This window comes from Saccharomonospora glauca K62, assembly GCF_000243395.2.
GTDB lineage: Bacteria > Actinomycetota > Actinomycetes > Mycobacteriales > Pseudonocardiaceae > Saccharomonospora > Saccharomonospora glauca.
Map to the genome: position 1 here is coordinate 918,018 of NZ_CM001484.1, position 26,685 is coordinate 944,702.

The window sequence follows — 26,685 nt, forward strand, 5'->3', positions numbered from 1 at the left end:
TCTCATGCTTTGGTAGGAGCCGGTGAGGGGGGGCCAGGTACCGTGTCGGGGGTGTGTCAACCCTCGGTCAGGGCACGATCGAGCACCTGAGCCAGGTGGAGGGCCCGGCGTCCGGTGAGGTCGGCGATCTGGGTCCGGCAACTGAACCCGTCGGCGAGCACGAGGTCGTCGGCACTCGTGGCCTCGATCTCGGGCACCAGCACCCGGTTCGCCGCCGCCACCGACACCTCGTAGTGGCCGCGCTCCACCCCGAAGTTGCCCGCGAGGCCGCAGCACCCGGAGTCGAGGGTGCGGTTGTCCACCCCAGCTCTGCGCAGGACCCGCTCGTCGGCCTCGTTCCCGAGCACCGCGTGCTGGTGGCAGTGCTGCTGGGTCACCGCGCGCACGTCGAGGGAGCCGAACTCCACGTCCGGCGCGTGTTCGTCGAGGAATTCCGCGAGCGTCGACACGGGCACGGGCGGGGTGTCCAGCAGGTCGTGGACGTCGTGGCGCAGCACCGCCAGGCAGCTCGGTTCGAGTCCCACGATCGGGGTGCCCGCCCGGATGTCCTCGTTCAAAACGTCCAGCGCCTGGCGCAGGACGCGGCGCGCGATGCCGAGCTGCCCCGTGGAGATCCACGTCAGGCCGCAGCACACCGAGGAGCGGGGCAGCACCACGTCGAACCCGGCGTGTTCCAGCACGCGCGTGGCCGCCACTCCGATCTCGGGGGCGAAGTGGTTGGTGAACGTGTCGGGCCAGAGCACGACCCGCGGGCGGTCGCCGCCGGGTCGGCGAGGCTTGCGGCGCCATGCTTTCCGTAGCGTCGTGCGGGCGAACGCGGGCAGCTCGCGTTCGGCGGCGATGCCGCCGAGCCGCTTCACCACGGTGGCGACCACGCGCGACCGCAACGCGGTGTTGACCACGCCGGGGGCCAGCGCCGCCAGCCGTGCCCACAGCGGCAGGAAACCCAGCGAGTAATGGCTCGCGGGCCGCAGCTTGCCCGCGTAGTGGTGGTGCAGAAACTCCGCCTTGTACGACGCCATGTCCACGTTCACGGGGCAGTCGGAAAGACACCCCTTGCACGCCAGGCACAAATCGAGCGCGTCGCGGACCTCCTTCGAGTCCCACCCGTCGGTGATCGTCTCGCCGCGCATCATCTCGAACAGCAACCGGGCCCGGCCGCGCGTCGAGTGTTCCTCGCGGCGGGTCACCATGTAACTCGGGCACATGACGCCGGTGCTCGTGTCGACGCACTTGCCCACCCCGACGCAGCGCCGGGTGGCGGTGGCCAGGCTGCCGCCGTCGTGGGGATAGCGCAGGGTGAGCGGGAGCTGTTTCACCGGCCCGGCGAACCGCAGGTCGGCGTCGAGGGGGCGGGGCCGGACGAGGTTGCCGGGGTTCAGGACGTTCTCCGGGTCCCAGACGGCCTTGAACGCCTCGAACAAGCGTAGGAGGTCGGGCGAGTACATCCGGGGTAGCAACTCCGCCCTGGCCTGCCCGTCGCCGTGCTCGCCCGACAGCGATCCGCCGTGCGCCACCACGAGGTCGGCGGCCTCGGTGAGGAACCTGCGGAAGGTCGCCACCCCGTGTTCGGTGAGTAGGTCGAAGTCGATGCGCACGTGCACGCAGCCCTCGCCGAAGTGCCCGTACGGGATGCCCCGCAGCCCGTGGGACGCGAGCAGGGCACGGAACGACCGCAGGTAGGAGCCGAGCCGCTCCGGCGGCACGGCCGCGTCCTCCCAGCCGGGCCACGCCTCCGAGCCGTCGGCCATGCGGGTGGCGATGCCCGCGGCGGACTCGCGGATGGACCACAGTTGCCGCTGTCGTGCCACCTCGGCGGTCACCGAGGTGACGGCGGAGGTCTCGCGTGCCAACGCGGCCGCGAGTTCCTCGGCCTTGTGCCGGGCCTGCTCGGGGTCGTCCCCGCCGACCTCGACGAACAGCCAGCCGCGTCCGGCGGGGAGTTCGTCGAGCGCGGCGGGCCTGCGGCCGTGCGCGAGGAGGGCCTCCACCAGGTCGGCGCCCATGCCCTCCACCGTGAGCGGGCGGTGGGCAAGCACCAGGGGAGCGGCGTCGGCCGCGGCGATGTCGTCGACGAAGCCCGCCACCACCAGCGCTCGCGACCGTGGGGAGGGGACGAGCCGCACGGTGGCCTCCGTGATCAGCACGCAGGTGCCCTCGGTGCCCACGAGTGCTCTCGCGATGTCGAACCCGTTCTCCGGCAGGAGGTTGTCGAGTGCGTAGCCGGACACCCGCCTCGGCAGGGCGGGGAACCCGGTGCGCAGTACGGCGAGGTTGCGGTGGGCGAGGTCGCGCAACGCCTCCCGGATCTCCCTCGCCCGGTCGGCGGGCTCGCCCACGACGCGGTCGCCGGGACCGACGGACAGCCGGGCCCCGTCCCCGGTCACCACCTCCAGCGAGACGACGTTGTCGGAGGTGCGGCCCCAGGCCACCGAGTGCGGGCCGCACGCGTCGTTGCCGAGCATCCCGCCGAGCGTGCAGCGACTGTGTGTGGAGGGGTCCGGTCCGAACGTCAGCCCGTGCTCCGCGGCGGCGGCGCGCAGCGTGTCGAGCACGACACCGGGCTCCACACGCGCGACGCGGCGCTCGGGGTCGATCTCCAGGACACGGTTGAGGTGGCGGCTGTAGTCGAGCACCACGCCCCGGCCGAGCGCCTGCCCGCCGATGCCGGTGCCCGCTCCGCGGGCCGTCACCGGCACCCCGTGTTCGCGGGCCACCCTCAGGGTGGCCGCCACGTCGTCGGCGTGGCGGGGGAACACGACGGCCAGCGGCACGTGCCGGTAGTTCGACGCGTCCATGCTGAACATCGCCCGTGCGGAGGGGCTGTCGTCCACCTCGCCCGAGACCGCGCGGGCCAGGTCCTCGGCGAGTGTGGTCCGGACGGTCACCAGTTCTCCAGGGAGTCCGTGAGGATGCCTTCGAGGTCGGTCTCGCTCACCGCGCGGGGTGCCACGGTGAGCAGGCGTTGCTGTTTCATCGCTCCCTCCACGAGCGCGGGGATGTCCGAACTCGTGTACCCCACGCCGCCGAGGCCGTTGGGAATGCCGATGTCACGCATGAGCGAGATCAGGGCCCTGGGCAGTCGTTCCCGAGGATCGGGGTGTTCGGGCCCCGAGGGGTCGAGGATGCGCGCGGCGTGCAGGTGCCGCTCCGGGTCGGTGGGGAAGGTGAATCGGAAGGCGGCCGGGGCGGTGAGGGACACCGACTCGCCGTGAGGCACCAGGGGCTCGTCCTGCGGGTAGTCGGCGGGCCGGTACTCGCGGACGCGGCCCGCGATCGGGTACGCGCAGGCATGGGGGATGTGCACGCCCGCGTTGCCGAATCCCATGCCCGCGAACGTGGCGGCCAGCATCATGTCCGTGCGCGCGTCGAGGTCGCCGCCGTTCAACACCGCCCTGCGGAACGACCGCGCCAGCAGGTGCAGGGCCTTCTCGGTCCAGGTGTCGGAGATCGGGTTCGCGCCGTTGTAGGCCACACGGGTCTGTGGCGTGTGCCGGGGGAAGGAGTGGAACGGTCGCGCGGTGTAGGACTCCAGGGCGTGACATAGCACGTCCATGCCGCTGGCGGCGGTGACCCTCGGTGGCATGGACAGGGTCAGCAGCGGGTCGACGACGGCCAGGCTCGGCCGCAGGGACGGGTGACTGATGCCGGACTTCACCTTGAGGTCGAGGAAGTCCATGATGCACACCGGCGTGGTCTCCGAGCCGGTGCCGGCCGTCGTGGGCACGGCGACGAGCGGTTTGAGCGGGCCGGGCGGGGCCTTGGCGGCGCCGATCGGTTTGTTCACGTAGTCGAACAGGTCGGCGGGGTGGGTCGTGAGCAGGTTGACGGCCTTGGCGGTGTCGATGGCCGAGCCACCCCCGACGCCGACGAAGCCGTCCCACGTCGACTGCCGGGCGAACTCGACGGCCTCCAGCACGCTCGCGTCGGTGGGCTCGACATGGACGCCGTCGTAGACCTCGACGGTGAGGCCACCCGAGCGGGCCGCCTCGGCGACGCGCTGGGGAACTCCGGTGGCCGCGACACCGGGGTCGGTGAGGATCAGGACCCGTTCGGCGCCTTGGCGCGCCAGGTCGTGGCCGATCTCGTCGACGGCGCCCGCGCCGAACTTCAGTGGGGTGGCGCCCCACGTGAACACGGTCTCGTGCAGGTAGTTGGCCATGGTCCCTCCCCGGTGAGCGACTGGGCCTCCGAGAGTGGCATGTGGCATGCTACTCGTCAAGAGTCCTGGTCAGCGAGGTGCCGAAGGGGTGTTCGCTCAGTCGACCAACCGTGTCCAGTCGTACGACACCTGGACGGACTCGCCGGTGGCGGCCGACTCCTGCGCGATGATGAGCCGGGCCGTGGTGAGCAGGTGCCGCCGCATGGCCTCGGCCGCCTCGGCGGGCTTGCCCTCCTCGACGCCCGCCGCAATCTCCTCGTGCTCGGCCAGGATGTCGCCCAGCCCTCGACTGCGGTCCACAGTGGAAGTCCCGCGCAGGAACATCATGTCGCGCAACGATTCGACGTAGCGGGCGAGCCGCAGGTTGCCCGACGCGACGTTGAGGGCCTCGTGGAACTTGCGGTCGGCGACCATGAACGTGGGCTCGTCCCCCTCGTCGGCCGCCCGGCGCATGGTGTCGAGATGGGTGGTGAGCCGGGCCATCAGCTCGGGCGTGCGCCGGCTCGTGGCGCGGAACGTGGCCGGCACCTCCAGCATGAGCCGGATCGCGAAGACCTCCTCCAGGTCGTGCAGCGAGGTCTGCAACACGCGGATACCGCGGTTGCGTTCGAACCGCACCATGCCGCGCTCGGCGAGTTGGATCAACGCTTCCCGCACCGGGGTGCGCGACACCCCGAGCCGGGCGGCCAGATCGTGCACCGAGTACAGCGCTCCCGGAACGAGTTCCCCACTGACGATCGCTCCCCGAAGCTCGTCGAGGATGGTCTTGGCGAGGTTCCGGTCGGTGTCGATCTGCCGCATTCGCCCATACTCCCATGCCCGAGCGGGTTCGCGGGCCGAATCGAGCCGGGACGTCACCGGCCCAGGGCCGGCTTCCGGGGACGCCCCTCGGCGAGGACTCCGTGTTCGGTGACCACGGCCGTCAGCAGCTCCACCGGCGTGACGTCGAAGGCGGGGTTGAACACGGGTGTGCCCTCGGGCGCCACCGCGACCCCCGCGACGTGAGTGATCTCCTCACCCGCGCGCTCCTCCACGACGATCCCGGAGCCGTCGGGCAGCTTTCGGTCCACAGTAGATTCGGTGGCGACGACGACGAACGGCAGGTCGTGCCGAGCGGCGGCCACCGCGAGCCCGTAGGTGCCGATCTTGTTGGCCGTGTCGCCGTTGGCGGCCACGCGGTCCGCCCCCACGACCACGCAGTCCACCATGCCCCGTGCCATGGCCGAGGCCGCCGCCGAGTCGGGGAGCACGCGGTAGGGGATGCCCGCATCCGCCAGTTCCCACGCCGTCAGACGCGAACCCTGCAACAGCGGCCGGGTCTCGTCGGCGAGCACGACGTCGATGCGGCCCTCGGCGTGGAGATGCCTGATGGTGCCGAGTGCGGTGCCCCACGCGACCGTGGCCAACCGCCCGGTGTTGCAGTGGGTCAGCACGCGCAGCGGACGATCGGGACACCGGCTCAGCAGCAGGTCGGCCGCGTGCCGCGAGGCCGCGCGGTTGACGCGTTCGTCCTCGTCGAGCATCGCCAGCGCCTCGGCCAGGACGGCGTCGGGGCCGTGCTCGACGAAGGCGAGCGCGCGTTCCACGCCGTGGCGCAGGTTCACCGCCGTGGGCCGGGCCCGCGCCAGACGATCGGCTTCGGCGCGTACGGTCGCGAGGGCCTCGGGCGAGGCCGTGCCGTGCTTCCGGGCCGCCAGCGCCACGCCGAGAGCTCCCGCCGCCCCGAGGGCCGGCGCGCCCCGCACCGCGAGCCGTCGGATCGCGTCGATCAGCTCGTCGACCGTGTCCAACCGGAGCGTGCGGAACGCTCCGGGCAGCGCGGTCTGGTCGATGATCACCACGGCGTCGGTGTCCCAGTCGATCGTCCTCGTCACGCGCGACATTCTGCGTCACTTTCGACTGGAAGTCGACCTAACTGGAGGTTGCAGGCTGCGACCATGACACATACCGAACAGCGGCGCCGTGGGGTGCTCTGGACACCGGAGCACCGGCTGACCACGGCGGGGTTGTTGTTGGTCGTCACCCTGCTCGCGTTCGAGAGCATGGGCGTGGCCACAGCGACCCCCACCATGATCTCCGACCTGCACGGCGAAGCCCTGTACTCCTGGCCGTTCATCTCCTTCCTCGTCGCGAGCGTCGCCTCCACGGTGCTGGCCGGAAGGTTGTGCGACCGTCGCGGTCCCAAGCTCGTGCTGCTCGTCGCCCCGTGGATCTTCCTCGCCGGGCTGGTGGTGGCGGGAACCGCCTCGGTCATCGGAGCGCTGCTTTTGGGCAGGGCACTGCAGGGGTTCGGTTCCGGAGCGCTCATGGTGGCGACGTCGTTGCTCATCGCGCTCACCTACGACGACCGGGAACGTCCGGTGATCTACGCCGCCAACTCCGCGGCGTGGGTGCTGCCCGCCATCGTGGGGCCGTCGATCGCCGGGCTGGTGACCGAGACCGTGGGATGGCGTTGGGTGTTCCTCGGACTGATCCCGCCGATGCTGTTGGGGATCGGCCTGCTCGTCCCCGTGGTCCGCAAGTTGCCCGCGCACGTTCCCGACCCGTCGGCGCGTAGGGCGGGAGTCCCGTCGGCGGTGGCCGTCGCGCTCGCCGTGGCGGCGCTGACCTGGGCCGCCCAGCACCCGACTCCGGTCGCTGTCGGCTACGGTGCGGTCGCCCTGGTCGTGCTCGCGGTGTCGCTGCGCAAACTGCTGCCCCACGGCACCCTTCGCGCGAAGCCCGGTCTGCCGACCGTGGTGGCCACCCGTGCCCTGCTCGGTGCGGCGTTCGCCGGGATGGAGGCGTACCTGCCCCTGACCATGTCGCGGGTCCACGGTTACAACGCCGCGCTCGCCGGACTCCCCCTGACGGTGGGCGCGCTGAGTTGGTCGGCGGCCTCGGCCGTGCAGGGCAGGCATCCCGAGTGGGGCAAGGCGGCCCTGCTGCGAGCCGGCTTCGGCTTCCTGGGGGTCGGGCTCGCGCTGTTCGCGTTCGTGGCGTGGGGCGGGGCTCCGGCGTGGGTCGCGTTCGTGGCGTCGCTGTTCTGCGGTGCGGGGATGGGGATCGGCTATCCCTCGATCTCGGTGCTGTTGCTGCGGCTGTCCCCGGTGGCGGAACGGGGCTTCAACACGTCCGCCATGCAGCTCGGTGACTGGATCAGCACGGCGCTCGCCATCGGTGTGGGCGGGGTGCTGCTCGGAGTCCTGGGCAGCGCCGAGGATCCGTCGGCGGGCGTCACCGTGCTCGCCGTGACACTCGCCGGAGTCGCGGCGTTGGGGGCCGTGATCACCGCACGGGGACTGAAGAAGGAGGCCTCCGAACCGAACCCGTGAGCGGTGCGGTCGGTGCGGTCATCGTGACTTTCCGGACGCGACTACCCTGGAAAGCGATGACTTACCTCGATCACGCGGCCACCACCCCGATGGTGCCGGAGGCCCTCGCAGCCATGACCGACGCGTTGTCCACGCTGGGCAACGCCTCGTCGCTGCATTCGTCGGGTCGCAGGGCCCGCCGGGTGGTCGAGGAGGCCAGGGAGGCCATCGCCGAGGCCATGAGTGCGCGCCCGTCGGAAGTGATTTTCACGGCGGGCGGTACCGAGAGCGACAACCTCGCCGTCAAGGGCATCTTCTGGGCCCGAAGGCGGGCCGATCCGCGTCGCCGCCGGGTGCTCGCGAGTTCCGTCGAGCACCACGCCGTGCTCGACGCCGTGCAGTGGCTCGCCGACCACGAGGGCGCCGATGTCACGTGGCTGGAGGTCGACCAACATGGTCGGCTGCGGCCCGAGGTGCTGCGCGCGGCCGTCGAGGAGAACCCCGACGACGTGGCGCTGGCCACGGTGATGTGGGCGAACAACGAGGTCGGCACCGTGAACCCCGTGCCGGACCTGGTGGAGGTGTGCGCCGAGTACGGGATTCCGCTGCACACCGACGCGGTGCAGGCGGTGGGGTCCGTGGAGGTGGACTTCGCCGCCAGCGGCGCCGCGGCCCTCACCCTCACCGGTCACAAACTCGGCGGCCCGTACGGCGTCGGGGCACTGTTGCTACGCCGGGACGTGGCGTGCACCCCGTTGTTGCACGGCGGCGGTCAGGAACGCGAGGTGCGGTCGGGAACCCTGGACGTTCCGGGCATCCACGCGCTGGCCACCGCCGTGAGCCTCGCCGTGGAACGCAGGTCCGAGCACGCCGCGCAGTTGGCGAAGCTCCGTGACGCCCTCGTCGCCGCCGTGCGCGCCGAGGTCCCCGACGTGGTGTTGAACGGCCCTCCGCAGGACGCTTCCGACCGGTTGCCGGGCATCGTGCACCTGACGTTCCCCGGCTGCGCCGGGGACAGCCTGCTGATGCTGCTCGACGCGAAGGGCATCGAGTGCTCCACCGGCTCGGCCTGCACGGCGGGGGTGGCCGAACCGAGTCACGTGCTGCTGGCGATGGGGGCCGACGCCGCGTCCGCCCGCAGTTCGCTGCGGTTCTCGCTCGGACACTCCTCGACCCAGGCCGATGTCGACGCGCTCGCGGCCGAGATCGGCGGTGTGGTGGCCAGGGCACGGCAGGCGGGACTGTCCGGCATGCGCAAGACGCGAAGCGATCAGGAGGTGTAGGCGGTGCGGGTACTGGCCGCGATGAGCGGGGGAGTGGATTCGGCGGTCGCCGCCGCGAGGGCCGTCGACGCGGGCCACGACGTGGTCGGCGTGCACCTGGCGCTGTCGGCCAAACCCGGCACCCTGCGCACGGGAGCGCGTGGCTGCTGCACCATCGAGGACGCCCACGACGCCCGGCGTGCCGCCGACATCCTCGGTATTCCGTTCTACGTCTGGGACTTCGCCGAGCGGTTCACCGAGGAGGTCGTCGAGACCTTCGTCGGTGAGTACGCCGCCGGACGCACGCCCAACCCCTGCGTAACGTGCAACGAGAAGATCAAGTTCGAGGCGCTGCTGGAGAAGGCGGTGGCGCTGGGGTTCGACGCCGTGTGCACCGGCCACTACGCCCGGCTGTCCGTCGTGGACGGTGTCCCGGAGCTGCGCCGCAGTGCCGACGCGGGCAAGGACCAGTCCTACGTCCTCGCGTCACTCACCCCGGACCAACTTCGCCACGCGATGTTCCCGCTCGGTGATTCGGTGAAGTCCGACGTGCGGGCGGAGGCCGCCGAGCGCGGGTTGCCCGTGGCCACCAAGCCCGACAGCCACGACATCTGCTTCATCCCCGACGGCGATACGAAGGCGTTCCTGGAGAAGCGGATCGGCCAGCGTCCCGGTGATCTCGTCGACGCCGAGACGGGCGCCGTGCTGGGCCGTCACACCGGGGTGCACGGCTTCACGATCGGGCAGCGCAAGGGCCTCGGCATCGACGCGCCCGCGCCCGACGGCAAGCCCCGGTACGTCCTGGCGCTGGAACCCGTCTCCGGCACCGTGAAGGTCGGCTCGGCCCGTGGGCTCGTGGTGAACCGCATCGAGGCCGACCGCCCGATCTGGCCGAGCGACACGCCGTTGGACGGCCCCACCGAGTGCGTGGCCCAGGTCCGGGCCCACGGCAGCACCGCGCCCGCGGTGGCCGAGGTGGTGGACGGCCGGGTGATCGTGCAGCTGCGGGAGCCGCTGCGCGGGGTCGCGCCGGGCCAGGTGGTGGTGCTGTACCGACCGGACGCCGACGCCGGCGATCTGGTGCTGGGCAGCGCGAAGATCGCCGCCACGGCGTAAGCGGTCGCCGATCCGGCGGCGGTCCGACCGACCGGGACACCGACGCCACCGTCCGTTCCGGACCGTCATCCCTCCCGGAACCGCCGGAATAGAAGGACGGCATGGGCGGTTCGGCGCGGTGGTGTCCGTGTGGTCGGGTGAGGATTCCGCCCCCTGTTTCTCGTCGCTGACTGCGTTTTCTCGTGCTGTCCCGACGGGTCCTCGGCAACTCGTCGTCGGTTTCTCGTGCTCGCCGTTCCCGCGGGCGTCGAAATTTCCACTCCTGGTGAGTAGGTATCAAGAACTGTACATATCACGATGTGTGAATGTGATCGTGGACTAAGGTCGCGGTCGAGGTGGACTGTCCGCGATGTGGCGTGGTCCCGAGGAATTTTTTGATCATTTCCAGGGTTGTCTCGAATGGCGAGACAGGGCTAGGCTTGCCGGGTTCGTCGTCGGAGCGCCGAGACCGCGGGGCGAGCGGCCTCGGCGCCGCATCAACTCTCCGGTGACGTCAGGGTTGCCGCGCGGTGGCGAGACGGCCTTCCGACGCGCGGGCGGTGTCGACGCTCCGATGTGGTGCGATCGGAAGTGAGGTGTACATCACTGAGGGTCCTTGCTCGGTTGCGTTCGGTATTGACCGGTTTCGGCCATGACGGCGACTCATCGCGTATCCTGCGACCTTGATCACCAGGGAAAATAGGCCAATTGTTACAGTATTTCGACGAAGTGTCGAAGCTCTTGACTTTGGACAGAGGTGACTCTCTGTAGTCAAATTAGCGGGAGTTCCTGAACTTTCGGGTGATTCATCACCTATGTAGACGTATCTCCTCGTGGCTGAGTATGGGACACTGTGGATGTTTGTCCACGTTAATGACTCAGAAATCCGTAGGGGTTAGACGGGGATCATGGACACTGAGACGGACTTCGAAGCCCATATAGACGGTTATTTCACGACCAGGCGGCACGACCGTCTTCGTGAGGAAGTCCGAAGTTTCGCGGAAACCGAAGTGGCTCCCCGAGTGGCCGAGATGGAGGCCTCGCGCTCAATCCAGTACGAACTGTCGCGTCTGATCGCCAGGCAGAAGTGGATTGGCGTGACGATCGGACCCGAGTACGGTGGCCTGGGGTTGGGTCACCTCGCGAAGACCATCATCATCGAGGAGCTGGCCAGGGTCAGTGGCGCCATGGGAGCCATGGTCCAGGCCTCTCAGCTGGGTGTGGCGAAGATTCTGCACTACGGCAACGAAGAGCAGAAGCGGCGCTGGCTTCCCGCGGTGGCCGAGGGGGACTGTCTCCCGACGATCGCGACGACCGAGGTCGAGTCCGGCGGTCATGTGCTCGGGATGTCCACAACGGCCGAGCGGGTCGGCGACGATTACATCGTCAACGGTCGCAAGGTGTTCGTCGGAAACAGTCATATCGGAGATTTGCACGGGGTCATCGTGCGTACCGGGAGTGGCTCGAAAGGCCTGTCCGGTTTCCTGATCGAGGCCGATCGTCCCGGAGTTTCCCTCGGTGAGTACACGCCCACGATGGGATTGCACGGGTTCAGCTTCGGCGAGATTATTTTCGACAATTGTCGAGTACCCGCGGAAAATCTGCTCGGCTCCGAAGGGGACGGATTGGCGATCGCCTATTCGTCGAGCGTTCTGTACGGTAGGACGAATCTGGCCGCCGTCGCTCTGGGAATTCACCGCGCGATTGTCGAGGAAACGGTCGAGTACGCCGCCAACCGCTACCGCTACGGAAAACCGCTTTCCGAGCTTCCCACGGTGAAGCAGAAACTCGGACAAATGCAGTCCCAGTTGATGACGGCGCGGCTGGCCGTGTACCACGCGTCGCATCTGTTGGACCTGGGTATGTCCTGCGACGCGGAGCTCATCAACGCCAAGCTCGTGAACGTGGAACTCGCGCTGGACTCCGCACGGACCGCGATGGAGGTGCACGCCGCGTGCGGGCTGTCCACCGACAGGCCGCTGGAACGCTACGTCCGCGACGCCTACCACATCTTCGCGCCCGCGGGCACGTCGGACATCCAGCGGCTCCGGCTGGCGGAGACGGCGCTGGGCGCGGGGAAGGGACAATGGTCGCAGCGGCTGGCCCCCCAGTTGAGGGCGGCCAGCGTTTCGCTGCGGGAGAGCGTCAGCTGCGTCGGTTGATCACTTCCATGAGCTCGGAAGCCATCGACTTGATGGTTTCCAGGCCGGGACGACCCCACGGGCGCGGCTCTGTGTCGACGACGCAGACCGTGCCCAGGGTGACACCGGTGCGGTCGATCAGCGGGGCTCCCATGTAGGAGCGGATACCGATCTTGTCGACCACGGGGTTGCCCGCGAAGCGCGGATAGGAGCAGACGTCGTCCAGCACCAGCGCCTTACGGCGGGTGATGACGTGCGGGCAGTAGCCGTGGTCCTTCGGCATGCTCCGGCTCACCGGGGCGTGGGTGGAGGCCGGGGCGCTCTCCAGGACTTCCCTGGAGGCGTTGCTGTACGGGGTGTACAGGCCGGCGAAGTACTGCTCGTCCTCCTGGAAGAAGTTCACCATCGCGTACGGGGCGCCCGTGATGTTCGCGAGTTTGGCGCTGAACTCGTCGAACTCCGCGTCGGGACGGTCCCCGAACCCGAGTTCCCGGAGACGCTCCGCGCGCTGTGCCGCCTCGGGGTCCAGCGGGGCAGTCAGGATGCGTGATTCGATGGCGTCGTAAGTCATAGCTGGCTCCGTATCGGCTGGGTGTGCGTTCCGTTCTCTGAGGTACGTGCGATGGAGAGCAGGTACTGGACCAAAGTGATCAGTACGCTCTTCGCCGACTGCGTGTCCCGCGCGTCGCACCGGACGAGGGGGATGTCCGGCTTCAACGCGAGGGCAGTCCGTACTTCCTCCGAGGTGTAGCGATAGGCCCCCTCGAACTCGTTGATCGCGACCACGAAGTTGATGCCACGCCGCTCGAAGAACTCGACGGCGGCGAAGCAGTCCTGCAAGCGGCGGGTGTCGGCGAGGACGACCGCCCCGAGGGCTCCCCTGGACAGCTCGTCCCACATGAACCAGAACCGGTGCTGGCCGGGAGTCCCGAAGAGATAGAGCACGAGGTTCTGTGCCGGGAAGGTGAGGCGACCGAAGTCCAAGGCCACCGTGGTCGTGGCCTTGGACTCCACGCCCGTCAGGTCGTCCGTGCCGACACTGGCCACCGTGAGCTGTTCTTCCGTGACGAGCGGTTCAATCTCACTCACGGCCCCGACGAACGTCGTCTTGCCTACGCCGAAACCCCCCGCCACGAGAATCTTGAATTGGATCGGGAAATCTAGCCCGTCAGAGCCGTTGAAGACCATCAAGCAGTGCCTCTAGTAGTGCTGGGTCGGTGGAGTCGGCTTGGGAGGGGGCCCTGGTAGCCGCGGCTCCCAACTGGATCAGGTCGGACAACAGGACCTTGGCGACCATGACCGGCTGCTTCAGTACGGCCGCGACCTCGGCGACCGAGATGGGCGACTGGCACAGCCGAAGGACCTGTGCGTGGTCGTGTCCCAAGCGCTCGGGCGCCACCTTGCCCGTCGTCCTCACCAGTGACATGAGTTCGAGCACGGTGCTGGGGTGGGTGCGTCCGTTGGTCACGGTGTACGGACGCACCCACATTTCGGAATCGGAGGGCGAATGCTCGTCCGGAGCGTTCATTCTCACCGGTTTCCGTTGTAGGGAGCGGTGGTCCCACGGCGGGATGGCGTGGCCAGGTGAGAGGGAACCTGCGTGCACAGCTTGCCCATCTCGTAGCTGAGAATCCCGGCGTCGACGTCACGGCTGGCCAGTACCGCCAGGATCGTGCCGGCGCTGGCGGCCGTGGTTACCAGGATGCCCCGGCCGAGTTCCGCGTTGACCTGGCGAACACCGTCACCACCCCCGAATCTGGCGCCCACCTGCTGTGCTAGCGAGCAAAGGCCACTGGCGAGCGCGGCGAGCGTGTCCGCGCCATCGGTGTCCAAGCCGTGCCAGTACTTGGCTATCCCGTCGGTCGACAGCAGAAGTGCGCTCTGGGTGTTCGGGACCGTCTCGACTAGTCGCCGGAGAAGCCAGGTCAGGTCATCGGCCATTCGGTACGTCTCCTCAAGAAGTGTCGTTGTCGTGCTGGAACGAGTGCTACTGCTGCGGCCAGCCAGGTCCTTCTTGTTCCTCGCGCCTGTCTTGTTCTTCCCGCCCGCGGCGGAAACCTTGTTGGAAGGAAGCCATCAGAGTGGGGTTGTGTCCCGGAATCGGTTTGGTCGGTGAGAGTGCCTTGTGCAGTTCGGGTGGCAGGTGAGACTCGCCCCGACGTTGCGGAAGGGGCGGACGGCTCTGGTCGGTGAGGGGATGAGACTCCGCCGGACGTGCCTCGTCGGTTCCGGTCTTGGGTTCCGGCGAGGGGGACGACGGTTCCGAGTGGAACGTCGCGCCGGGCTTCCGCACCGGCAGCGAGGGCACGTGCTCGTCGGACTTGCTCGCCTGGCGCTGCGGGGCCGAGTCCCGCTCAAGGGACGGCACGTAAAGTTCGGCGCCGTTGTTGTGCGGCTCGGGAAGCGGCAGGGAGTGGGAAGCGGCCGCCACGGAGTTCGAGGCCTGTGACGAAGGGGCTGCCTTCTCGGTGCCGGGGCACGGCTGGGAGGGAGCTTCCCGGCGTGCGGGCGCGGCCTCCCGGCGCGGTGTCTGCGGGGGAATCGGCTCGCCGAGCAGGCGGGGCGGCAGGACGACCACGGCGTCGATACCGCCGAAGATGTTGGTCTGCAACCGCACCCGAATACCGTGGCGCAGGGAGAGCTCCCGGACAACGGCCAGACCGATGCGGCCGTCCTGGAGCAGCTCGTCGATGTTGACCTGCTCGGTGCCGTCGAGCAGTCCGTTGATCCGTTGCAGGTCCTCGGCCGGCATTCCCAGCCCGCGGTCCTGGATCTCCAGGGCGAGGCCCGCCGTGACCTTCTGGGCGCGAAGCACCACCTTGCCGGCATCCGGCGAGGAGAAGTTCGTGGCGTTCTCCAGAAGCTCCGCCAGCAGGTGGATCACCTCGGCCACGACGTGGCCGCGCAGCGTGACGCCCTCGATCGGCACGATGCTGACCTGCTGGTAGTGCTCCACCTCCGCCACGGCCGAACGCAGGACGGCGTACACGCTGACGGGGTTGGCCGAGCGACGCTGGGGCGATTCCCCGCCGAGCACGGCGAGGTTCTCCGCCTGCCGGCGAACGCGGGTGGCGAGGTGGTCCACCTCGTACAGGCCCTTGAGGAGATCGGGGTCCTCGATCTCCCGCTCCAGCTCGTCGATCTTCTGGATCTCCCGGTTGGAGAGGGACTGCAGGCGGCGAGCGAGCTTGCCGAACACCTCTCGCCGGTGTTCGGAGCTGCTGTCGCCGAACACGGTCGGGAACGTCTCGGTCGACTCGTTCCGGTGCGGCTGGCTCGCCTGGGCGGTTTCGGCGGGACCGCCGTTGACCGTCGACGGAGCGGCGGTGCCGGGCTGGGTCCCGACGGCGGGCTGGGTCGTGACGGTGGGGTGGTCGGACGTCTGGCCGGTGGCCGCGTGGGGGGAGAGGGGTGCGGCGCCGGGCGCGGCGGTCGGCTGTTCTGAGGGAAGCTCGACGGGAGGCTGACCGTAGGGCCTGAGAACACCGACGGAACCGACGACGCCGTGGACCACACGGGCGGCGACGAGCAGCACCAACACGCATCCCACGGCGACGCCCACGGTGGCGGCTACCCCGAAGGACTGGTCCACGAGCACCGCCGACAAACCCGCGACCCCGAGCAGCACCACGACGGCCACGGAGACCAGGCAGACCCGAAGCAGTCGAGAGCGCAGTTCGTCGACGACGTCCATGTTGTCGGCGCCATGACCCCGGTGCCGGGGATCCGAATGCCGGACAGCCGTGTCCGACAGGGTTGTTGCGGACATCAGATCCTTTCTACGCACGGAGATCGGCCGTAGCAGTTGCCGACAATTTCATCCCACGGCGAATCCGCTACCGCATATGTTGGTTCACATCCTCGGGTTCGGTATCTCCACCTGCGCCGGTACCGAGAACCTTGGAGCGAGTACTTGATCTTGGCGCGGGTGATCGTACCCCAACAGTGTGTGAAGTCATATCGCATGCGGGTATCGCGTGCCAACCCCCGTAAACGACTTCTCATCGGAGGCCGCTCACGCGTCGAGCGATCCGTTCTCGCTGGTCAGCGGGGGCGGCTCGGGGCTTCGCGGTGGACTCGGGGCGCGGACGGGCGGGGGCCACCGCTCGTCGGTGGCGTCGTGCGAGGACCCCGCCCGCCTCCGCCGATCGGGGAAGATCCCGCAGCGGTCGGAAGAATGTGACGGTTGCCCCAATATTCGAAGCCTCAAAGTGCGCGGCACGGCCGACGCGGCAGCGCACGTCGGTCAATGTGGAAGGGCCGATCCGAGGCCGAGTGTCGGGACGGGAATGGTCAGTCGTCGCCGCTTTCGAGCATCAGTCGTTCCAGCTCCCGCCGAAGCAGGCCCATCCGGGCGTCCGCGAGCAACGGGATCTCCCGCCTGCGCCGCCGGACGGCGGTGAGGTCGATGTCGATCACCGTCAACGATTCCTCCCACGTGGGCGCCGTCGCGACGACCGAGCCCCATGGGTCGAGCACGCGCGAGCCGCCCCAGAACCGCACGCCCGCCTCGTCGCCGACGCGGTTTACGAACACCACCCAGCACTGCTGCATGCGAGCCGTGAACGTGAGCAGGTCGTGCCAGTACTCGGCGGGGTCGAACGAGCCGCCCGTCAGCTTCGCCGCGCTGTTGGCGGGGACGATGAGCAGCTCCGCGCCGTCCTGCGCCGCCAGCCACGGCAGCATCGGCTGCCAGGCGTCGTTGCAGATCAACGTCGCGAACCGGCCGTGTGCCGTGTCGTACGCGCGCAGGTGCTGACCGGGATTGGCGTGCTTGCGCTCCTCCCAGATCAGGTAGTTCGGCAGGTAGAGCTTGCGGTGGTTGTGTACGAGCGTGCCGCCGGAGAGGTACAACGCCGAGTTGTGCCTGCGGATGCGGCCGTCCTCCAGCAGACCGATCACCACGTCGGGGCCGTGCTTCGACAGCGTGGCCAGTCGTGGGTCGTCGGGCCACAGCGAGATGTCGTCCGCCAGTTGCCCCAACGCGTAGCCGGTGAGAGACAACTCCGGAAACACGACCAGGTCGGCGTTTTGAGCCGCGGCGTCCTTGATGATGCGTTCGGCATCGGCGAGGTTTCCCTCCACGTCGCCGAGCCGGCAGTCGGTTTGCGCCAGTGCCACCCTCATGCGTCTCACCTCCCCTTCGACGAAGCAGCGCGGACACTTGAGACGGTACGTCACGACGAGGTGTTCCGGTGCCGGTGATTCGTGTGGTGAACCCCGCTGCCCCGGAGGTGGCCGTGCGTGCGGACGGCGGCACAATCGGTGGGGTGAGCAGTGGTGAGACACAGCGCGTCTGGTCGCCGGGAGCGGCGACCGGGATCGGGTCGATGCCGGGCACCGACATGAGCGAGGCCGCCACCGTCGTGTTCGGCGAGCTGTCCGAGCTGCCCCACCTGCCCGAGCTGCCCGCCCGCGGGGTCGGCGCCGACCTGATCGGCCGTGCGGCCGCGCTGCTCGTGGACCTGGCGGTGGAGGTCGTGCCGTCCGGTTACCGGGTCACGGCGAAGCCGGGACGGGACCACCGGAGAGCGGTCGACCTGCTGCACTGGGATCTCGACGCGATCACCGAGGTCGCCGAGCGGGCTCGCCCCTCGGTCGTGAAGACGCAGGTCGCCGGGCCGTGGACCCTGGCCGCCGGGGTGGAGCTGGCGCGGGGACACCGGATACTCACCGACCACGGGGCGTTGCGGGACTTCACGGAATCACTGGTGGAGGGGCTTTCCGCGCACGTCTGTGAGCTGGCCGATCGCACCGGGGCTCGCGTGGTGGTGCAGTTCGACGAGCCCACCCTCCCGGACGTGCTCGCCGGGGCCCTGCCCACGCCGTCCGGTTACGGCACGGTGGCCGCCGTTCCGGAACCGCGGGCCCGTGAACTGCTCGACACCGTGATCGGAGCCGCTCGCGCCGCCACGGGGGGTCCGGTGATGGTGCACTGTTGCGGTCGCCGTCCTCCCGTGGGGCTGCTGCACGCCGCCGGGGCCGACGCGATCTCGCTCGACGCCACCCTGCTCGACGACGCTTCCAGCGCGTTCCTCGACGAGATCGGCGAGGCCTGGGACGACGGGACCACTTTTCTGCTGGGGTTGGTGCCGAGCGTGGCTCCCGCGACCCGGCCGGAGTTGAAAGAACTGGCACGCCCGGCATTTGATCTGGTCGACCGGCTGGGCTTCGCGCGTACGACGCTTGCCGAACGTGCTGTGCCCACTCCCACCTGCGGGCTCGCCGGCGCCTCGAACGAATGGGTGCGGCGGGCCCTGTCGCTGGCCGGAGATTTGGGCAAAGCGTTCGTCGAGCCCGTCGAGGGCTGGTAGTAGTCGGACATGCGATTGTTCCGCCGACGGCCCCGAGTGACCCGTGGTAGTGGCGAGGCCGGAACCGATCCCGAGCTCGGACCCGCGCCCGACCCGCGCACCCCGTGGCCGAAGAGCCCCGTGCCGACCGACCCGGAAGCGGCCGCGGTCGAGTTCTGGCGGTACTGGCAGGACGTGTTGCCCGACCTGAGCGCCGCGCTGGGCGAGGGCAACCTGAGAGCGGCCGAGTCGTTGCTGTGCGACGCCGTGGCACGGGTGCATCCGGAGCTGGAATTCTCCATCGACCGCGGACGGCGGGCCATCTACGCGCTCGTGGTCAGCGGCCGGGAGGACCCGAAACTGCGCCCCTACACCGACGCCTGGAAGGCCGCGGCGCCGCCCGACGACGCGATTTGGGAGTACCACGACTCCGTGCCCCCGGTGCCCGACCCCGCCGGGGTGGCGGTCAACCTGGGAGGGCACCGCCTCGAACTGGCGGACGTGCGGGTCGTGGCCCAGGTCGACGAGGCCGAGGGGGTGGTCGACGTGGCCGTGCATCACCCGGCTTTCGCCGAGCTGGAGGAGTCCGAGCGCACCGCGATGACGTTCCTGCCGCTGGAGGCCACGCTCGGCGAGCGCCTCGCGGGTGAACGCCTGCGCCGGGTGGAGACCGCGGTCGCGCGCCCGCAGAGCACCATCAGCCTCGGTGAACTTCGCGACCTCGTCCTCGGCCTGACCGGAAGTGTCGGTGAGCCTGACTAGGCTTTCCGGGTGTGAGCACTGAGGACCTGGCGCAGAGCGAGGAGCTGGTGGAGTCGGGAGCGGTCGCCGAGAGCGACCGGGAGGCCGCGCTCCACGCCGACGTCGAGGACATCAAGGACGTGCCCGCCGAGGTGCGGGAGCGGCACGCGGCACTGGCGGAGGAGATTCGCGGCCACCAGTTCCGGTACTACGTGCTGGACGCGCCCACGATCTCCGACGCCGAGTTCGACCGGATGCTGCGCGAGCTGGAGGAGCTCGAAGCGCGGCACCCCGCGCTCTCCTCACCCGATTCGCCCACCCAGCAGGTCGGTGGCACGTTCTCCACGGAGTTCAACGCCTACGACCACCTCGAACGCATGCTGAGCCTCGACAACGCGTTCGACCTCGACGAACTCAGGGCGTGGCTCGACAGGGTCGAGCGCGAGATCGGCGGCAGCACCGAGTACCTCTGCGAGCTCAAGGTGGACGGGCTCGCCGTCAACCTGCTGTACGAGAACGGCAAGCTCACCAGGGCCCTCACCCGAGGCGACGGCCGGACGGGGGAGGACGTCACGCTCAACGTCCGCACGCTGCAGGAGGTGCCCGAGCGGCTGCGCCCCAGCGACGAGTTCCCGATCCCGGAGCTGGTGGAGGTGCGCGGTGAGGTGTACTTCCGCGTCGAGGAGTTCGCCGAGCTCAACGCCAAGCTCGTGGAGATGGGGAAGCCGCCGTTCGCCAACCCGCGCAACGCCGCGGCCGGGTCGCTGCGGCAGAAGAATCCGAAGGTCACGCGCAGCAGGCCGCTGCGGCTCACCTGCCACGGTCTCGGCAAGCGGGTCGGGTTCGAGCCCGAACGCCAGTCGCAGGCCTACGACGCGCTCGCGGCGTGGGGGCTGCCCGTGTCGCCGTACAGCAAGGTGATCGATTCGCCGGAGGGGCTCGTCGAGCACATCCGGTACTGGGGGGAGCACCGGCACGACGCGACCTACGAGATCGACGGCGTGGTCGTCAAGGTCGACGACGTGTCGCTCCAGCGGCGGCTCGGCGCGACCTCGCGGGCGCCCCGGTGGGCCATCGCGTACAAGTATCCGCCGGAGGAGGCCCACACCACGCTGCTCGACATCCGCGTCAACGTCGGCCGTACCGGTCGGGTCACGCCGTACGCCGTCATGGAGCCGGTGAAGGTCGCCGGGTCCACGGTGTCGATGGCCACGTTGCACAACGCCGAGGAGGTCAAGCGCAAGGGGGTCCTCATCGGCGACCGTGTGGTGATCCGTAAGGCGGGCGACGTGATCCCCGAGGTGCTCGGCCCCATGGTCGACGCGCGCACCGGGGACGAACGCGAGTTCGTCATGCCCACCGAGTGCCCCGAGTGCGGCAGTCGGCTGCGGTACGAGAAGGAGGGCGACGTCGACATCCGTTGTCCCAACGCGCGGTCGTGTCCCGCGCAGTTGCGGGAACGGTTGTTCCACCTCGCCGGTCGGGGCGCGTTCGACATCGAGGTGCTCGGCTACGAGGCCGCGGGCGCGTTGTTGCGGGCCGGGGTGATCAAGGACGAGGGCGACGTCTTCGACCTCGACGAGGAGAAGCTGTCGCGGGTCGAGCTGTTCGTCACCAAGGCGGGCACCTTGTCCGCCAACGGCAGGAGACTGCTCGACAACCTCGACGCGGCCAAGGACCGTCCGCTGTGGAAGGTCCTGGTGGCATTGTCCATTCGACACGTCGGCCCCACCGCGGCCCAGGCGCTCGCGCGGGAGTTCGGGTCGGTGGACGCCATCGACGCGGCCGACGAGGAACGTCTCGCCGAGGTGGACGGCGTCGGCCCCACCATCGCGCGGGCCGTGCGGGAATGGTTCGCTGTCGACTGGCATCGCGAGATCGTGGAGAAGTGGCGCCGCGCGGGGGTGCGCATGGAGGCCGAACGCGACGCCTCCGTGCCCCGGAACCTCGAAGGTCTGTCCATCGTGGTCACCGGATCGCTGTCCGGGTTCTCGCGAGACGAGGCCAAGGAAGCCATCATGGAGCGCGGTGGCAAGGCCGCGGGCTCGGTGTCGAAGAAGACCGCGTTCGTCGTGGTGGGCGACGCGCCGGGGTCGAAGTACGACAAGGCGATCCAGCTCAAGGTGCCGGTTTTGGACGAGGACGGTTTCCGGGTCCTGCTGGAGCGTGGCCCGGAGGCCGCCGCCGAGGTGGCGGAGGTCGTCGAGGCGACGGAGTGACGTGGTCGTCCGGGCCCGCGACCGCGGGCCCCGCCCTTTGCCGTTCGCGTCCCAACGGTTCCCGAGGAGGCGAGTAGGCCCGTGAGCGACATCATCGTGCGTTCGGCTCGTCCGGAGGAGTTCTCCGCCGTGGGGGAGTTGACCGTCGAGGCGTACCGCGTCAGCGGCTATCTCGATCACGACGAGGGCCCGGCGTACGCGAGGTCGTTACGAGACGCGGCCCGCCGCGCGGAGCACGGCCACCTGCTCGTGGCCGTCAACGGCGGTGACGAGTTGCTGGGGACGGCCACGGTGATCGAGCCGGGGTCCCCGCTCGCGGAGCTGTGCGGGGAGACGGAGGCGGAGCTGCGCATGGTCGCGGTCTCCCCGCGAGCACGGCGCCGCGGGGTGGGGGAGACGTTGACACGGGCGGCCCTGGAGCTGGCGGCCGAGCGCGGCGCGAAGCGCATGGTGCTGAGCAGTGCCCGGATGATGACCGCGGCGCACCGGTTGTACGAGCGCCTCGGCTTCGACCGCGTTCCCTCGCGCGACTGGTACACCGACGGCGGGTTGCACCTGCTGGCGTTCACCAAGGACCTCTGAGACCGCCCGCGCTCGGGGTCAGCCACGGGTGTCGCGACGGAGCAGGACGAGCACGACGAGTCCGATGGTCGTCACGCCGAGCGCCGCCAGCGCCGTCCCGCCGACCCCCAGGAGGTCGACCACCCGGTCGAGGGCGCGGCGGGTTCGGGACTCCGGGTTCGCCAGGACCACGGCGGCGAAGCCCACGGCGAGGAGGGTGACCGCCGTCAGGACCCAACGGCCGCGGCGGCCGTCCAGCCCCGTCCGGTGCACGATGACCTTGCCCGCACGCAGGATGCGGCGTACCCGCAGGATGCGGAACGCGCCGAGGGCGAGCAACAGCCGCAACACCTGGGCGGGACCGACGAGAAACACCACGGCGGGCACGGTGAGCCCCACGACGACAAGATGTGCCCGATAGCGTCGTAGGTAGGCGTGCAGGCTGCCGCTGGCCCACAACAGCGCGACCGACTCGCCCATGAGCACGGCCAGGGACAGCCAGTTGAGTACGGTGCCGATCACGCCGGGCGTGCCGGGCGTGGTGGCGAGGAAGACCGCCGGAACCGACACGACCGCCGCGGACAGGACAGGTACCGCGAGCCGCTGTTGTACCCGCTGCGTCCGGTGGTCGTGGGGATCGATTTCCGGCATATCGTGCGCAAGGGTACGTGTTCGCCCGCGCTTCGGGTCGTCGAAGCCCGGACGGCACCCGCGCACGGAGCGCGGATGCGGCTCAGTTGTCCAGGACCACCGCCACGATCCCGGCGAGGTGGGCCAGGCGTGCTACTTCGGCGGCGCGGAACATCGGGCCTCCGGGCCGGCCCACGAGGAGCGCGCGGTCGGGCTTGCCCACGGGGGTGGCGGCGAGTTCGGTGCCGAGCTCGCGCCACATCTCCGGCACCCACGACGCCTCGGCGTCGAGTACGGAGGCGCGTTCGAGTGGCAGCCACGGAAGCTCACCCAACGGGGCCTCCGGGGCCGCCGTCGAGGATGCCAGCCGGGTGATGTCGCCGTCGTCGTACTGCACCACGAGCGACCACCCGGCGCGCACGATTCGCGGCACACCGTCGGCGAGCAGCTCCAGCCCCGAGGCGGGGTGGGCCGCGATCTCCTCGACGAGTTCCAGTTCCCGGTGGGTGTCGAGCACCCCCGCGTACGGCCGCACCGCGTCGACCTCGACTCCCTCGACGCTCTCGGCCGCGGTGATCAGCGTGTCGGGCAGCCGTCCCGACGGCAGTTCGACCACGAGGTCGTCGACCGCGACACCGTTTCCGCGTTCGACGACGTCGACACTGAGGATGTCGGCGCCCGCCAGCCCCAGGGCGCTCGCCACGGCGCCGAGGACTCCGGGGCTGTCCGGGAGTTGCACCCGGATCAGGAAGGACAACGTGGACCCCTTTCCTCGGCCAGTGTTCTCACCTCGTCCACTGCTCGTGTTCGCCGACCGATGATTGTGGCAGTTCCGACCCACTCATGGGTAGTCGCCGTGGGCCCGGACCCGAGACGACCGATCGGGGCCACACGCCATAGACTGCCCTGGGTAACACCCGAAATCGACAACCAGAGACAACACTCGCGTCGTCGAGAAACGAGAACATTCCGGGAGTCGCCCGCGTGTCGAACATTTCCCGCGACGAGGTCGCGCATTTGGCCAAACTGGCGAGGATGGCCGTCACCGAGGAGGAACTGGACGTCTTCGCGGGCCAGCTCGACCAGATCCTGGACGCGGTGGCGAAGGTGGCCGAAGTCGCCTCCGACGACATTCCGCCCATGTCGCATGCCGTGCCGTTGACGAACACCTTCCGTGAGGACGAGGTCCGGCCGGGGCTGAGCCAGCAGGAGGCGCTGGCGGCCGCACCGGCGGCGGAGGACGGAAGGTTCCGGGTGCCGCGCATTCTTGGGGAAGAGCAGTGACCGATCTGACGAGGCTGTCCGCCGCCGAACTGGCGGAGAAGATCCACTCCCGTGAGGTGTCCTCCGAGGAGGTGACTCGGGCCCACCTGGACCGGATCTCCGAGGTGGACTCCGAGATCCACGCGTTCCTCCACGTCGACGCCGACGGCGCCCTGGCGGCCGCGCGGGCGGTCGACGAGACGATCGCCGCCGGTGAGCCCGCGTCGCCGATCGCGGGTGTGCCGTTGGCGCTGAAGGACGTGTTCACGACGCGCGGCATGCCCACGACGTGCGGTTCGCGGACGCTGGAGAACTGGGTCCCGCCGTACGACGCCACGGTGACCCGCAAGCTGCGCGAGGCGGGCGTGCCGATTCTCGGCAAGACCAACATGGACGAGTTCGCGATGGGCTCGTCGACGGAGAACTCGGCGTTCGGTCCCACCCGCAACCCGTGGGACCGCGAGCGGGTGCCCGGCGGGTCGGGCGGCGGCTCGTCGGCCTCCCTCGCCGCGTTCGAGGCGCCGTTGGCCATCGGGACCGACACGGGCGGGTCGATCCGTCAGCCCGCGGCCGTCACGGGCACCGTCGGTGTCAAGCCGACCTACGGCGGGGTCTCGCGCTACGGGCTCGTGGCGTTCTCGTCGTCGCTCGACCAGGGCGGCCCGTGCGCGCGGACGGTGTTGGACGCCGCCCTGCTGCACGAGGTCATCGCGGGCCACGACCCGCTCGACTCCACGTCGATCGACGCGCCGGTGCCGCCCGTAGTGAAGGCCGCCCGTGAGGGCGCGAGCGGCGACCTCACCGGGGTGAGGATCGGTGTGGTGCGGGAGCTGTCCGGCGAGGGCTACCAGCCCGGCGTGCTGGCGTCCTTCGACGCCGCCGTGGCGCAGTTGCGTGAGCTGGGCGCGGAGATCGTCGAGGTGTCCTGCCCGCACTTCACGTACGGCCTGTCGGCGTACTACCTGATCGCGCCGAGCGAGTGTTCGTCCAACCTGGCCCGGTTCGACGCCATGCGTTACGGGCTGCGGGTGTCCGACGACGGCGAGCACAGCGCCGAGGAGGTCATGTCCGCCTCGCGGGAGGCCGGTTTCGGTCCCGAGGTGAAGCGCCGCATCATGCTCGGCACCTACGCGCTGTCGTCGGGTTACTACGACGCCTACTACGGCTCCGCGCAGAAGGTCCGCACCTTGATCGCGCGTGACTTCACCGCCGCGTTCGAGAAGGTGGACGTGCTCGTGTCGCCGACGACGCCCACCACGGCGTTCCGCCTCGGCGAGCGCGTGGACGACCCGCTGGCGATGTACTTGGCGGACCTTGCCACGATCCCGGCGAACCTCGCGGGCAACGCGGCGATGAGCGTGCCGAGCGGGCTCTCCGACGACGACGGTCTGCCCGTCGGGTTGCAGATCATGGCGCCGGCCCTGGCCGACGATCGGCTCTACCGCGTCGGCGCGGCCTACGAGGCCGCCCGTGGCCCGGTGCTGGACAAGATGCCTGAGCTGAAGGGAGCGCCGACGACGTGACTGCGGTTGCCGACGTGATGGATTACGCCGAGGTCGTCGAGTCCTACGACCCGGTGCTCGGGCTCGAGGTGCACGTCGAGCTCAACACGAAGACCAAGATGTTCTGCGGCTGCCCGAACCAGTTCGGTGGGGAGCCGAACACGCACGTGTGCCCCACGTGCCTCGGGCTGCCCGGTGCGCTGCCGGTGGTCAACGGCAAGGCGGTGGAGTCGGCCATCCGCATCGGCCTGGCGCTGAACTGCGAGATCGCGGAGTGGTGTCGGTTCGCCCGGAAGAACTACTTCTATCCGGACATGCCGAAGAACTTCCAGACGTCGCAGTACGACGAGCCGATCGCCTTCAACGGCTACCTCGACGTGGTGCTCGACGACGGCGAGGTGGTGCGCGTGGGCATCGAGCGCGCACACATGGAGGAGGACACCGGCAAGTCGCTGCACGTCGGTGGCTCGACGGGCCGCATCCACGGCGCGGAGCACTCGCTGCTCGACTACAACCGTGCGGGTGTGCCGCTGATCGAGATCGTCACGAAGCCCATCGTGGGCATGGGGGCGCGGGCGCCGGAGGTGGCGCGGGCGTACGTGACCGCGTTGCGGGACCTGCTGCGGGCCATGGACGTGTCCGACGTGCGCATGGACCAGGGCTCCCTGCGGTGCGACGCCAACGTGTCGCTGATGCCGAAGGGCGCCACCGAGTTCGGGACGCGCACCGAGACGAAGAACGTGAACTCGCTGCGCAGCGTGGAGCGCGCGGTGCGGTACGAGATGACGCGGCAGGCGGCGGTCCTGGCCTCGGGCGGCAGTGTCACGCAGGAGACCCGCCACTTCCAGGAGGCCGACGGCACGACGTCGCCGGGCCGGGTGAAGGAGACCGCGGAGGACTACCGCTACTTCCCGGAGCCCGACCTGGTGCCGATCGCGCCCTCGCGCGAGTGGGTCGAGGAGCTGCGGAAGACCCTGCCGGAGCTGCCGTGGGAGCGCCGCAAGCGCATCAAGGAGGAGTGGAACCTCACCGACGAGGAACTGCGTGACCTCATCAACACGGGCGCCGAGCAGCTGGTCGCCGCCACGGTGGAGGCCGGTGCGAAGCCGAACGAGGCGCGGAGCTGGTGGGTGCAGTACCTGACCCAGCAGGCGAACACGCGGGAGGTGGAGCTGGCCGAGCTGCCGATCACGCCCGCGCAGGTGGCTCGCGTGATCGAGCTCGTCAACTCCGGCGAGCTGACCAACAAGCTCGCGCGCGAGGTCGTGCAGGGCGTGCTGGCCGGCGAGGGAGAGCCCGACGAGGTCGTGGAGAAGCGGGGCCTCAAGGTCGTCTCCGACGACTCGGCGCTGATCGCCGCGGTCGACGAGGCGCTCGCCGCGCAGCCGGACGTGGCCGACAAGATCCGGGGCGGCAAGGTGCAGGCCGCGGGGGCCATCGTCGGTGCGGTGATGAAGGCGACGAAGGGCCAGGCCGACGCCAAGCGCGTTCGCGAGCTGGTGTTGGAGAGGGTCGGCGCCTGA

Annotated in this window: 23 protein-coding genes; 11 read left to right on the forward strand and 12 right to left on the reverse strand. The window is 69.6% G+C overall.

Going from position 1 to position 26,685, the window contains the following annotated elements; all coding sequences use genetic code 11:
• Window positions 1–56 precede the first annotated feature (56 nt).
• The 4 genes from SACGLDRAFT_RS04410 to mtnA form a co-directional block, all read right to left on the reverse strand.
• The gene (locus tag SACGLDRAFT_RS04410) at window positions 57–2,888 is read right to left on the reverse strand and encodes an FAD-binding and (Fe-S)-binding domain-containing protein (protein WP_005462128.1); all 2,832 of its coding nucleotides are present in this window, start codon (window positions 2,886–2,888) and stop codon (window positions 57–59) included.
• On the reverse strand, window positions 2,885–4,162 hold the full coding sequence (locus SACGLDRAFT_RS04415; RefSeq protein ID WP_005462130.1) for a hydroxyacid-oxoacid transhydrogenase: 1,278 nt from the start codon (window positions 4,160–4,162) through the stop codon (window positions 2,885–2,887). Before SACGLDRAFT_RS04415 ends, SACGLDRAFT_RS04410 begins: the two co-directional genes overlap by 4 nt.
• A 96-nt stretch (window positions 4,163–4,258) precedes the next feature.
• Window positions 4,259–4,963 (reverse strand): GntR family transcriptional regulator, encoded by a 705-nt coding sequence (locus SACGLDRAFT_RS04420; protein WP_005462132.1) that lies wholly within the window; start codon window positions 4,961–4,963, stop codon window positions 4,259–4,261.
• 53 nt (window positions 4,964–5,016) lie between these two features.
• Window positions 5,017–6,045 (reverse strand): S-methyl-5-thioribose-1-phosphate isomerase, encoded by a 1,029-nt coding sequence (gene mtnA, locus SACGLDRAFT_RS04425; RefSeq protein WP_005462133.1) that lies wholly within the window; start codon window positions 6,043–6,045, stop codon window positions 5,017–5,019.
• Window positions 6,046–6,099: 54 nt separating this feature from the next.
• On the opposite strand from mtnA, the gene SACGLDRAFT_RS04430 reads away from it, so the two are divergent.
• The 4 genes from SACGLDRAFT_RS04430 to SACGLDRAFT_RS04445 all read left to right on the forward strand — a co-directional run bounded on the left by SACGLDRAFT_RS04430 (window position 6,100) and on the right by SACGLDRAFT_RS04445 (window position 11,974).
• A complete protein-coding gene (locus SACGLDRAFT_RS04430; RefSeq protein WP_005462134.1) occupies window positions 6,100–7,476 on the forward strand; it encodes an MFS transporter in 1,377 nt (458 codons plus the stop codon).
• Window positions 7,477–7,532: 56 nt separating this feature from the next.
• Window positions 7,533–8,738 (forward strand): cysteine desulfurase family protein, encoded by a 1,206-nt coding sequence (locus SACGLDRAFT_RS04435; protein ID WP_005462135.1) that lies wholly within the window; start codon window positions 7,533–7,535, stop codon window positions 8,736–8,738.
• A gap of 3 nt (window positions 8,739–8,741) precedes the next feature.
• The gene (gene mnmA / locus SACGLDRAFT_RS04440) at window positions 8,742–9,833 is read left to right on the forward strand and encodes a tRNA 2-thiouridine(34) synthase MnmA (RefSeq protein ID WP_005462136.1); all 1,092 of its coding nucleotides are present in this window, start codon (window positions 8,742–8,744) and stop codon (window positions 9,831–9,833) included.
• Between the two features lie 887 nt (window positions 9,834–10,720).
• Window positions 10,721–11,974: an acyl-CoA dehydrogenase family protein gene (locus SACGLDRAFT_RS04445; RefSeq protein ID WP_005462139.1), complete on the forward strand. Its 1,254-nt coding sequence runs from the start codon at window positions 10,721–10,723 to the stop codon at window positions 11,972–11,974.
• On the opposite strand, the gene SACGLDRAFT_RS04450 is transcribed toward SACGLDRAFT_RS04445, so the two are convergent.
• The 6 genes from SACGLDRAFT_RS04450 to SACGLDRAFT_RS04475 form a co-directional block, all read right to left on the reverse strand.
• Window positions 11,958–12,524 carry a GAF domain-containing protein gene (locus tag SACGLDRAFT_RS04450; protein ID WP_005462140.1) on the reverse strand — a complete coding sequence of 189 codons (567 nt, stop codon included), beginning with the start codon at window positions 12,522–12,524 and terminating at the stop codon, window positions 11,958–11,960. The genes SACGLDRAFT_RS04445 and SACGLDRAFT_RS04450 overlap by 17 nt on opposite strands.
• Window positions 12,521–13,141, reverse strand: coding sequence for a GTP-binding protein (locus tag SACGLDRAFT_RS04455; protein WP_005462141.1), 621 nt, complete (start codon window positions 13,139–13,141; stop codon window positions 12,521–12,523). The genes SACGLDRAFT_RS04450 and SACGLDRAFT_RS04455 overlap by 4 nt, the downstream gene beginning before the upstream one ends.
• On the reverse strand, window positions 13,122–13,442 hold the full coding sequence (locus SACGLDRAFT_RS04460; RefSeq protein ID WP_232284070.1) for a DUF742 domain-containing protein: 321 nt from the start codon (window positions 13,440–13,442) through the stop codon (window positions 13,122–13,124). Before SACGLDRAFT_RS04460 ends, SACGLDRAFT_RS04455 begins: the two co-directional genes overlap by 20 nt.
• A gap of 41 nt (window positions 13,443–13,483) precedes the next feature.
• Window positions 13,484–13,894 (reverse strand): roadblock/LC7 domain-containing protein, encoded by a 411-nt coding sequence (locus SACGLDRAFT_RS04465; RefSeq protein ID WP_005462145.1) that lies wholly within the window; start codon window positions 13,892–13,894, stop codon window positions 13,484–13,486.
• Between the two features lie 46 nt (window positions 13,895–13,940).
• Window positions 13,941–15,722 carry a sensor histidine kinase gene (locus SACGLDRAFT_RS04470; protein WP_005462146.1) on the reverse strand — a complete coding sequence of 594 codons (1,782 nt, stop codon included), beginning with the start codon at window positions 15,720–15,722 and terminating at the stop codon, window positions 13,941–13,943.
• Window positions 15,723–16,246: 524 nt separating this feature from the next.
• Window positions 16,247–17,080: a nitrilase-related carbon-nitrogen hydrolase gene (locus tag SACGLDRAFT_RS04475; protein ID WP_005462148.1), complete on the reverse strand. Its 834-nt coding sequence runs from the start codon at window positions 17,078–17,080 to the stop codon at window positions 16,247–16,249.
• Between the two features lie 143 nt (window positions 17,081–17,223).
• On the opposite strand from SACGLDRAFT_RS04475, the gene SACGLDRAFT_RS04480 reads away from it, so the two are divergent.
• The 4 genes from SACGLDRAFT_RS04480 (at window position 17,224) to SACGLDRAFT_RS04495 (ending at window position 21,788) form a co-directional block, all read left to right on the forward strand.
• Window positions 17,224–18,267 carry a methionine synthase gene (locus SACGLDRAFT_RS04480; protein ID WP_040919585.1) on the forward strand — a complete coding sequence of 348 codons (1,044 nt, stop codon included), beginning with the start codon at window positions 17,224–17,226 and terminating at the stop codon, window positions 18,265–18,267.
• A gap of 9 nt (window positions 18,268–18,276) precedes the next feature.
• The gene (locus tag SACGLDRAFT_RS04485) at window positions 18,277–19,008 is read left to right on the forward strand and encodes a hypothetical protein (protein ID WP_005462151.1); all 732 of its coding nucleotides are present in this window, start codon (window positions 18,277–18,279) and stop codon (window positions 19,006–19,008) included.
• An 11-nt stretch (window positions 19,009–19,019) separates the two neighbouring features.
• Window positions 19,020–21,206, forward strand: a complete 2,187-nt coding sequence (ligA, locus tag SACGLDRAFT_RS04490; protein ID WP_005462152.1) for an NAD-dependent DNA ligase LigA — start codon at window positions 19,020–19,022, stop codon at window positions 21,204–21,206.
• Window positions 21,207–21,287: 81 nt separating this feature from the next.
• The gene (locus SACGLDRAFT_RS04495; RefSeq protein ID WP_005462154.1) at window positions 21,288–21,788 is read left to right on the forward strand and encodes a GNAT family N-acetyltransferase; all 501 of its coding nucleotides are present in this window, start codon (window positions 21,288–21,290) and stop codon (window positions 21,786–21,788) included.
• 18 nt (window positions 21,789–21,806) lie between these two features.
• On the opposite strand, the gene SACGLDRAFT_RS04500 is transcribed toward SACGLDRAFT_RS04495, so the two are convergent.
• Both SACGLDRAFT_RS04500 and SACGLDRAFT_RS04505 read right to left on the reverse strand, forming a co-directional pair.
• Window positions 21,807–22,418 carry a hypothetical protein gene (locus SACGLDRAFT_RS04500; protein ID WP_005462160.1) on the reverse strand — a complete coding sequence of 204 codons (612 nt, stop codon included), beginning with the start codon at window positions 22,416–22,418 and terminating at the stop codon, window positions 21,807–21,809.
• A gap of 82 nt (window positions 22,419–22,500) precedes the next feature.
• Complete coding sequence (locus SACGLDRAFT_RS04505; protein WP_005462164.1) at window positions 22,501–23,154, reverse strand: ACT domain-containing protein; 654 nt, start codon at window positions 23,152–23,154, stop codon at window positions 22,501–22,503.
• A 227-nt stretch (window positions 23,155–23,381) separates the two neighbouring features.
• On the opposite strand from SACGLDRAFT_RS04505, the gene gatC reads away from it, so the two are divergent.
• From gatC to gatB, 3 genes are read left to right on the forward strand one after another with little or no spacing between them, the layout of a single operon-like run.
• Window positions 23,382–23,681, forward strand: a complete 300-nt coding sequence (gatC, locus tag SACGLDRAFT_RS04510; protein WP_005462166.1) for an Asp-tRNA(Asn)/Glu-tRNA(Gln) amidotransferase subunit GatC — start codon at window positions 23,382–23,384, stop codon at window positions 23,679–23,681.
• On the forward strand, window positions 23,678–25,183 hold the full coding sequence (gene gatA, locus SACGLDRAFT_RS04515; protein WP_005462167.1) for an Asp-tRNA(Asn)/Glu-tRNA(Gln) amidotransferase subunit GatA: 1,506 nt from the start codon (window positions 23,678–23,680) through the stop codon (window positions 25,181–25,183). The genes gatC and gatA overlap by 4 nt, the downstream gene beginning before the upstream one ends.
• A complete protein-coding gene (gatB, locus tag SACGLDRAFT_RS04520) occupies window positions 25,180–26,685 on the forward strand; it encodes an Asp-tRNA(Asn)/Glu-tRNA(Gln) amidotransferase subunit GatB (RefSeq protein WP_005462169.1) in 1,506 nt (501 codons plus the stop codon). The genes gatA and gatB overlap by 4 nt, the downstream gene beginning before the upstream one ends.